The following is an 8,185-nucleotide window of genomic DNA, read 5'->3' on the forward strand; positions in this document are numbered from 1 at the left end:
CTGACCGGGCTCACCGTCGGGTCGAGCATGAACAACCACACCAGCACACTCGCGGCGCCGGCGAGCGCTCCGGGGATGTAGAAGAGGAAGCGCAGCGCCTTGCTGACGGTCCCGGAGGCCAGGCGGTGCAGCAGCAGCGCCAGACCCACCACGAACACCACCAGCGAGGCAAGCCAGAAGACGAGGTAGACCGCGACGTGGTTCACGGCGTCCATGAAGCGGAAGTCGTTCGCCGTGGTGACGAAGTTGGAGAAGCCGGTGAACCTGCCCCCGGCTTCGGTGAAGGCGAAGTAGACGGCGTACCCGGTCGGAAGGATGCCGAAGGCGATCAGCAGGAGCACATAGCCGGCGGCGAAGGCGGTGCCGGCCCGGCTCTGGCGGGCGGCGCCGCGACGGCGCCGGTGGGCGGAGCCGGCCGTGGAGTGGGCGAGGGTCACTGGGCGACCTTGTATCCGTTGGCCTTGGCGTACTTGACGACGGAGTCCTGCCAGGCGGGCAGCATCGACTCGACGGTCCTGCCCTGGGTCAGGCCGGGTTTGACTGTGGCGGCCCAGATCGCCTCCTGGCTGAACTGGCCCGAGTCCCAGCCCGGCCAGACCTGGGAGGCCGCGTCCTTGAGCGGGCTCAGGTCGCCGGCGAAGTATCCGGAGGCGTCCTGCTTCTTCAGCCAGGTCTCGGCCGCGGGCGCGTAGGCCGGGAAGCCGGGCGCCTTCTCGCCCTGGTAGGCGTTGTCGGTGGTGACCCACTTCAGGAAGTCGGTGGCGGCCTTGATGTGAGCGGAGTGCTGGGACAGCAGCCAGGTGCCGCCGCCGACGTTGCCGGTGGACGGCGAAGTGTCCCCCTGCCACTGGGGAATGGGCGCTGCCGCAATCTGCTTGGCCGGGGTCTTGAGGGTGTCCTTGAAGACCGCGCCGCCGAACCAGGCGGGGCCGGGCATGAGCAGGACCTTGTCGGCCTTGTTCTTGCCGAAGTCGGTGCTGAAGACCCCACTGATGGACAGGGAGTTGTTCTTGATCAGCACGTCCATGAGCCTGGCCATCTTGGTGCAGGCCTCGCTGGTGGTGTTCACCGAGACCGACTTCGGGCCGGTGATGTGGTTGGCGCCGCACTTGCTCGCCCACAGGTAGATCTCGGGGGCGAAGGAGTCGCCCGCGTCACCCACGAGGTAGCCGGGGTGTTCCTCTGCCACCTTCTTGCCGAGCTGCTCGTACTCCTCCCAAGTCCTCGGAACCTGGTAGCCGAACTTCTTCAGCTGCGGTGCGTTGTACCAGAGCACCGCCTGGGAGAGGTCATTGCGCAGGCAATAGACGGTGCCCCGCACCGTGCAGACGTCGTTGGCGCCCTCGGCGAACTGCCCCAGGGTCGCGGAGGGGATCAGGCCCTTGTTGAGCGGCGCGGCGAAGCCCGCGTCGACTGCCCAGGTCGCCTCGTTGTTCTGGGAGCTGGAGACCACGTCCGGCCAGCCCTTGCGGGTGCGGTTGAAGAGCTGGACCTTGGTCTGGAGGTAGTTCGAGCCGTTGGCGTCGCCGTCGTAGGTGACGATGTCCAGCTTCACGTCCGGGTGCAGCTTCTGGTACAGCTTCGCGGCGTCCAGACGGGTCGCGTCCACCCAGACGGTCAATGCGCCGTCCTTCTGGGGTACCTGGGCGAAGCCGTCCTTGGTGGTCGTACCGGCAGTGCCTCCGTCGCCACAGCCGGCCACGGTCAGCAGCACCGTGGCCGCGCAGCCGGCCCAACCATGCCGAAGGTCTCCCGTTGACCACCCTTACCTGACTGAGCGAAGGCTTGTTGACGGTCATATGCGACTCTCCTGGGTTTGCAGGCAGCCCGAGCAGATCGGCAGAGCGGCGGCGCGGATGAGGTGACGCCAGACCGTCCCGGCCGGGCGTCGGGTACTGCGGACGGCTGTTCCGCTGCCGCCCCGGAAGGAATTAGCCGCCTTATCGAGGCATCCGTCAAGGGTGTGTGTGGCTATCTTCTCGGTGATTTACCGATAACGACGCACGGTTGAGGCCGGGCTGGGCCCGATAGGTACGTGAATAGTCCGATTGGTCATAGAGCTCTATGATGTAGAGCCATCTCCTGATGAGTACGACTCATTATTGCCTGCGGTACGATGAGCGCGGCTCCACAGCGATCAGCTGCCCTCGTCGCAGTCACCCCGGAGGCACGACAGATGAACGACACGCCCGCAGCCGAAGCGGCCTTGCCGGCGCAGGTCTCTTACGCCGAGGCGGCAGCGGTGAACGGTTCGGACCAGCGGCGTGACTATCGCCCCGGTTACGAAGTCGTCGCGGAGCGGATCCTCGAGTTCATCGCCGAGGCCCGTCTGGTGGCGGGCGATCGGCTGCCCACGGAGAACGATCTGGCCCAGATGCTGAATACCAGCAGGGCGGTGGTGCGGGAGGCCGTGAAGATCCTTTCGGCGCTCGGCCGGGTCCGGGCGCACAAGGGGCGCGGACTGTTCGTCGCGGACGACGAGGGCATGCTCCTCACCAGCCGCTGGGGCGGCTTTTTCCGCCCCGTCGACCTTGATCACGTCCTCATGCTGTTCGAGTTCCGCAGGATTCAGGAGATGGCTGCCAGCAGTCTGGCCGCCACCCGTGCCACGCCCGCCGAGCTCCGTACCATCCAAGCCGCCACGCAGCAGTGCCGAGACGGGTTCGTCCACGGTCAGGTCGATGTGTTCAACCAGGCGGATGAGGACTTCCACGCGGGCGTCGCCGCGGCCTCGCACAACACCTTCCTCGTCAGCGCCGTGCGGGACGCACGACGACTGCAGCGGCAGTCGAGCGCGATCGGGATCCACGACAGGCTCGGCGAGGGCACCGAGTCGGCGGTCGAGGAGCATGAGGCGATCTACCGGGCCATTCGTGACGGCCGGCCCGACGAGGCGGCCCAGGCCACGGCGGCACATCTCGACAGGACGCTCGAGGACTACCGGCGGGAGATCCAGCGGCGCCTGTTCGGATAGCGTTCCCCATCGGACCCGGGCGCGACACGCGGTCTTCTCGGGCGCCTGTCACGCGGCCTGTCGGCGCCCGTGGCGACAGGCGGCAGACCGCTCCAGCCGCCCCGGGCGCCGGGAGACTTGCTGGGCGGCGGCTGGGGAGCGTCGGGTGGATGACGACGCTGTCGCCCGTGGTGTCGGACTTCGCCGCCGCTGCGGAAGTGCGACCGGGCCGCAAGGAGGCGCTACCGAGCCCGTCATGGGCTATGTCGAGGGTGAGCCAGCGGGTGCCGTCCGGGACAAGGCCGCTGGTGTGCCTTGCCGCGTCCACCGCCTCGGCTGTCCACGGTCGTAGGGACAGGTCGACGCCGGTGGGTGCGGACAGGTGCAGCACCTGACCGTCGGCCCAGCGGATCGCCGCTTTGCGTACGCCGCCGCGGTTGCCGTTCTCCTGCGGCCGCACGTAGGGGGGCAGCTCGTCGACGGTGGCGTGGAGCCGGCCGAGGCGGGCGGCTCGTGTGCTGTCGCGGATGGGGCACGTCGCCGGCGGCCCGTTGCGCCCCCTGGAGCGCCTGCCCGTCGTGCTCGCCCGGAGCACCTCCGATCTGGCGGCCGGCGTGCGCCGACTCGCCCCGGACCGGTTGACCTTCGCCCTGGATCACCTGGACGCGATGGCGGAGAGCCCATTTTGTGATCCAGAATGATTGGATGGTCACGCTTGAGACTCCCCGTTTGATCCTGCGTCGCTGGCGCGAGGAAGACGTTGCGCCCATGACCGCCATCAATGCCGACCCCGAGGTCATGCGGTGGATCCGTGACGGCAGCGTCCGTGGCGAACAGCAGACTCGCGGCGGGATCCAGGCATGGGAGAGCGAGTGGGAGTCACAGGGCTTCGGCCTGTTCGCCGTGGAGATCCGGTCCACTGGCGAGCTGGCCGGGTTCACCGGCCTGTCGGTGCCCGACTTCTTGCCGGAGGTGCTGCCGGCGGTTGAGGTCGGCTGGCGGCTGGGACGTTCCCACTGGGGGCAGGGCTTGGCCACCGAGGCCGCTGCGGCCGCTGTACGGTTCGGGTTCGAAGAGCGAGGGCTGGAGCGGATCGTCAGCATCACTCAAGTGGGCAACGACGCCTCCGAACGGATCATGACCAAACTGGGGATGCACCCGGCCCGTGAGACCGTCGATCCCACCGGCGGTCGGCGAGTGCGGGTGTTCGAGTTGTCGTCGGACCAGTACGTCACAACCACTCGTTGATGGTCGCGACGAGGACGGTAGCCTCGAAGCGGACCGCGAGTTGTCGTACCTGGTGGCCACGGCTCGATGTCTCTTGAGGCGATTGATGCCGCACTCGACCGCGTGCCGGGCCTTGTAGTCCTCTGGGCCGCTATGCGGGGCACACGGACCTTCTCCAGCACACGGCCCGTACTCGACGGGCACGTCCCGCCATGGCACCCCGGTGCGGACCCGGAACCATGTGCCGTCGATCAGCGGCCGCCGGGACCAGACCGGCGGCCGCCCCACCTTCCTCCTCTTCGGCAACACAGGTGCTCCCGCTCGACGCGGAGCCATCCGGCTGCGCCACGTGCGCCTGGTGCGCTGATGTTGTGGTCAGAACTGGTCACTGGCGACGGGGGTGAACTGCCACCAGTTCACGTTGACCAGATAGCCGCTGCCGCCGGTGAACCGCAGATACAGGTCCTGGGTTCCCGTCGCCCCGCTGACCGGGCAGGACACCGTCGTCCAGGTTTGCCAGCCGCCGGTGTTCGGTACCGCGCAGCGGGCCGCGACCGTCCCGTTCGGACCGCCCAGTCGGGCTTCGATGGTGCCGCCGCCGGTCGCCGAGGCCACGCGGGTGGTGAAGGAGGACGCGCCCGTGCCGAAGGCCACGCCCTTGACCTTGACGTAGTCGCCGTTCTCGAGCCATCCGAGGTTCATCCCGCCCTCACTCGACGGCTCGGTTTCGATCCCGGAGCCCCAGGCGATCGTCTCGGCCTCCTGGCGTGCGTACGGGTTGACCGTGCCGACCTGCGGCGCGCCCGTGCCGGTCATGGTGATGGTCGGGATCGTGCCGTCGGCGTTGTAGGAGAACTTCTCCACGGCGACCGAGCGAGTGTAGCCGCCGCCTCCTGGGAGGGCGCCGTTGTGGTAGAAGAAGTACGAGTTGCCCTTGAAGTCGATGACGCCCGGGTGGTTGGTGAAGCTGCTGCCCTGTGTGGGCATGACCGTCCCGCGGTAGGTCCATGGTCCGGTCGGGCCCGGCGCCGTGGAGTAGGCGATGAACTCCGAGCAGCACTTGGCCGCGAACACCATGTAGTACAGGCCGCCTCGCTTGTAGACCCAGGGCGCTTCCTCGAACAGTGTGGGCCGGTTGGGGTCGCCGGCGCGGGTGCCGAAGCCCGTGGTGGTGAGCGGGATTTTGGCCGGGCTGCCCGAGTACGAGGTCATGTCGGCGTTCAGCTTGACGTACCAGAGGTTCGGGTTGCCCCAGTACAGGTAGGCCTGGCCATCGTCGTCGACGAACACGGTGGGGTCGATCTCGCCGTTCTCCACCAGGGGGCGGCCGATGGCGTCACGGAACGGCCCGGTGGGGCTGTCCGACACCGCCACACCGATGGCCATCCGGCCGGTCGCCCGGTTCGTCACCGGCACGTACCAGTAGAACTTGCCGTTGCGGTAGGTGGTCTGCCCCGCCCACGCGTTGGAGGATGCCCAGCTGAAGGTGGCCAGGTTGAGCGGCGATCCGTGGTCGGTCCAGTTGACCATGTCGTCGGAGGACCACACCCGCCACTCCTTCATGGTGAAGTTGGTGGAGCCGTCGTCGTCGTGCCCGGTGTAGAGGTAAACCCGGCCGTTGTGGACCAATGGGGCAGGGTCGGCGGTGTAGATGTGCTGCACGATCGGGTTGTCGGCCCTGGCCGCCGTGGGCTGTACCGCGGCGGGGACGACGGCGAACGCCAGGACGAGGGCCACCACCCAGGCCACGGCTCGGCTGAGCCTCGCGTGGGTGGGGACGGGCCGGGCCGGGAGCATCATGGCCTCCACGGGGGTTGGTCGACGAGCGACGTCGGACGGCGGCCGGGGCGGACACCGCCGCGATCGGGCCTCACGCGCGGCTCCATTTCTGGCCGGCGCGGCCGTCGCAGGTCCACAGGACGAGCGGGGTTCCGCCCGCGGTGCCGGCTTGGTCGACGTCCAGGCACAGACCGGCGTGCGCGTTGCGGATCGACCCGTCGGAGTTCACGGTCCACTTCTGGTTGTCCTGCCCGTTGCAGGGCCAGGTGATGACACGGGTACCGTTGGTGGTGCCCTGGTCGTAGGCGTCCAGGCACTTGTCACCGAAGACGCGGACCTCGCCGCCGGACCATGTGGTCCACAGCTGGCTCGCGGCCGTGTGACAGTCCTGGATCAGTGTCCTCGCCCCGGCCGCGGTGGAGCCGTTCTCCACGTCCAGGCAACGGCCGGACCCGTTGCCGCGCAGCCGGGACGTGGCGGCGGCCAGCGGGGTGCCACCGGTCACCCGGAACACGGCGACGCCGTGTGCGGGCACGCTCGCCGAGATCTGGCCGGTCGTGCTCGAAGTGCCGCCGGTCCACAGGTCGGTGAGGGTGAACGACCCGCCGGACAGACCGACCTGGGCCGCCGTGGTGGTGACGGTCGCGGTGCCGCCGCCCCGGTTGAACAGGCCCACGGCGACCGAGCCGTCGGACAGGGGCTTGGCGAACACCTCGGTGTTTCCGTCGTCGCGCACCCTGCGCCCGCCCGCGCCCAGGGGGTCCTGGTTCACCGCCAGCAGGCGCGGGTTGCGCAGGATCGCGCTCACGTCGGCCGACATGGTGCGGATGTCGTTGCCCGCCATGAGCGGCGCGGCCATCAGCGCCCACAGGGCGAAGTGGGAGCGGGACTCGGTCAGCGACAGGCCGGGTCGGCCGACGACGAGCATGTCCGGGTCGTTCCAGTGGCCAGGACCCGACTGCGCGGCCAGCGGCGCGGTGACGTCGAGGACGTTGCCCACACCCATCGGGTAGCTGTTGGTGTTGCCGTTCTGCCAGATGTCGAGCAGGTCCTCGGTCGTCCGCCACAGGTCGGCGACCTCGCCCCAGTTGTACCTGTCGCCGGTGATGGCGTGGAAGCTGTTCGGATTGATGCTGTAGACGATCGGGCGCCCGGTAGCGCGCAGGGCATCGCGCATGAGCGTGAACCGCGCGACCTGTTCGTCCCGGGTGCCGGCGGAGGAGCACCAGTCGTACTTGAGGTAGTCCACACCCCACGAGGCGAACGTACGGGCGTCCTGCGCCTCGTGGCCCTTGCTGCCGGTGGAGCCCGGGTAGCCGCCTGTGCCCTGGGCGCATGTGCGCTCGTTGGGCACCTGGTAGATGCCGAACTTCAGGCCTTTCTGGTGGATGTAGTCCCCGAGTGCCTTCATCCCGCCGGGGAACTTGGTGGGGTTGGCGCGCAGGTTGCCCGCGGCGTCGCGCTGCGGGTCGAACCAGCAGTCGTCGACGACCACGTACCGGTAACCGGCGTCCCGCATGCCCGAGGACACCATCGCGTCGGCGGCTTGGCGGACCTGCGCCTCGGTGACCCCGCACCCGAAGCTGTTCCAGCTGTTCCAGCCCAGCGGCGGGGTGAGCGCCGGACTGCCGGGCGCGGCCTGAGCCGGCGAGTGGACCGAGGCCGTGGTGAACGCGGTGGCCGTCAGAGCGGCGGCCACAAGGAGGCGGAGCAGTCGTCCGCGTGGTGGTATGGGCACCGTGGTTCCTTTCCCGGAAGGGTGCCGCAGGGCGTCACTGACGGCACCCGCCTGTGTGCTGGATGGAGTGACCCGGTCGATCGGGAGGGACCTCGGCGCGGTGCGCGTCCCGGGGGCTGATGTCCGTGCCGAGGCCGGGTATCTCCGGGTCGGTCAGTAGGTGGAGTTGGTCTGGGTGAGCAGGCCGAGCCGCCACGGCAGGGTGTTGTAGTCGCCGTCGGCGTTGGGGTTCATGCCCTGGTGGAGGTCCTGCAGGGCGGCGGCCGAGTCGGGGGAGGCCGTGCTCTTCGCCGGGGAGTGAGCCGTGGCCTTCGCCGTGGCCTGTGCCGCGGCCTTCGTCACGGTGTTCACCGTGCCTTCGCCGCGGGGGTGCCGCCCATCGCGGTGAGCGCTGAGTTGTAGGCGGGTTTCTTGTTGCCGTTGCCGTCGAAGAGCAGTGGTTTGTCCCCGGCGCGCCAGGAGTCGGTGTCCCGGATGCCCCATACCGT

The 8,185-nt window shown here is 68.9% G+C and carries 6 protein-coding genes and 5 pseudogenes; 3 read left to right on the top strand and 8 right to left on the bottom strand.

Annotated features, from left to right (window positions below):
• Both ACFV2X_RS54820 and ACFV2X_RS54825 read right to left on the bottom strand, forming a co-directional pair.
• Nucleotides 1-437 (bottom strand): annotated as a pseudogene (locus ACFV2X_RS54820) (sugar ABC transporter permease); the annotation flags it as partial.
• Nucleotides 434-1,799, bottom strand: a pseudogene (locus ACFV2X_RS54825) (ABC transporter substrate-binding protein). The pseudogenes ACFV2X_RS54825 and ACFV2X_RS54820, both read right to left, overlap by 4 nt.
• A gap of 377 nt (nt 1,800-2,176) precedes the next feature.
• Here ACFV2X_RS54825 and ACFV2X_RS54830 point away from each other — a divergent pair.
• Nucleotides 2,177-2,974 (top strand): FadR/GntR family transcriptional regulator, encoded by a 798-nt coding sequence (locus ACFV2X_RS54830; RefSeq protein WP_385631674.1) that lies wholly within the window; start codon nt 2,177-2,179, stop codon nt 2,972-2,974.
• Nucleotides 2,975-3,236: 262 nt separating this feature from the next.
• On the opposite strand, the pseudogene ACFV2X_RS54835 reads toward ACFV2X_RS54830, so the two are convergent.
• Nucleotides 3,237-3,548 (bottom strand): annotated as a pseudogene (locus ACFV2X_RS54835) (hypothetical protein); the annotation flags it as partial.
• On the opposite strand from ACFV2X_RS54835, the gene ACFV2X_RS54840 reads away from it, so the two are divergent.
• Both ACFV2X_RS54840 and ACFV2X_RS54845 read left to right on the top strand, forming a co-directional pair.
• Nucleotides 3,481-3,654: a DUF4986 domain-containing protein gene (locus ACFV2X_RS54840; RefSeq protein WP_385631676.1), complete on the top strand. Its 174-nt coding sequence runs from the start codon at nt 3,481-3,483 to the stop codon at nt 3,652-3,654. The pseudogene ACFV2X_RS54835 and the gene ACFV2X_RS54840 overlap by 68 nt on opposite strands.
• Nucleotides 3,655-3,658: 4 nt before the next feature.
• Nucleotides 3,659-4,201 (top strand): GNAT family N-acetyltransferase, encoded by a 543-nt coding sequence (locus tag ACFV2X_RS54845; RefSeq protein ID WP_385631679.1) that lies wholly within the window; start codon nt 3,659-3,661, stop codon nt 4,199-4,201.
• A gap of 219 nt (nt 4,202-4,420) precedes the next feature.
• On the opposite strand, the pseudogene ACFV2X_RS54850 reads toward ACFV2X_RS54845, so the two are convergent.
• The 5 genes and pseudogenes from ACFV2X_RS54850 to ACFV2X_RS54870 form a co-directional block, all read right to left on the bottom strand.
• Nucleotides 4,421-4,516 (bottom strand): annotated as a pseudogene (locus ACFV2X_RS54850) (hypothetical protein); the annotation flags it as partial.
• Nucleotides 4,517-4,555: 39 nt separating this feature from the next.
• Nucleotides 4,556-5,977 carry a glycoside hydrolase family 43 protein gene (locus ACFV2X_RS54855; RefSeq protein ID WP_385631687.1) on the bottom strand — a complete coding sequence of 474 codons (1,422 nt, stop codon included), beginning with the start codon at nt 5,975-5,977 and terminating at the stop codon, nt 4,556-4,558.
• 73 nt (nt 5,978-6,050) lie between these two features.
• Nucleotides 6,051-7,697 (bottom strand): glycoside hydrolase family 27 protein, encoded by a 1,647-nt coding sequence (locus ACFV2X_RS54860; protein ID WP_385631681.1) that lies wholly within the window; start codon nt 7,695-7,697, stop codon nt 6,051-6,053.
• A 153-nt stretch (nt 7,698-7,850) separates the two neighbouring features.
• On the bottom strand, nt 7,851-8,039 hold the full coding sequence (locus ACFV2X_RS54865; protein ID WP_385631684.1) for a hypothetical protein: 189 nt from the start codon (nt 8,037-8,039) through the stop codon (nt 7,851-7,853).
• Nucleotides 8,040-8,056: 17 nt separating this feature from the next.
• Nucleotides 8,057-8,185: pseudogene (locus ACFV2X_RS54870) on the bottom strand (endo-1,4-beta-xylanase); the annotation flags it as partial.

The sequence above is a fragment of the Streptomyces sp. NPDC059679 genome (assembly GCF_042734105.1).
In the GTDB taxonomy this organism is placed as follows: domain Bacteria; phylum Actinomycetota; class Actinomycetes; order Streptomycetales; family Streptomycetaceae; genus Streptomyces.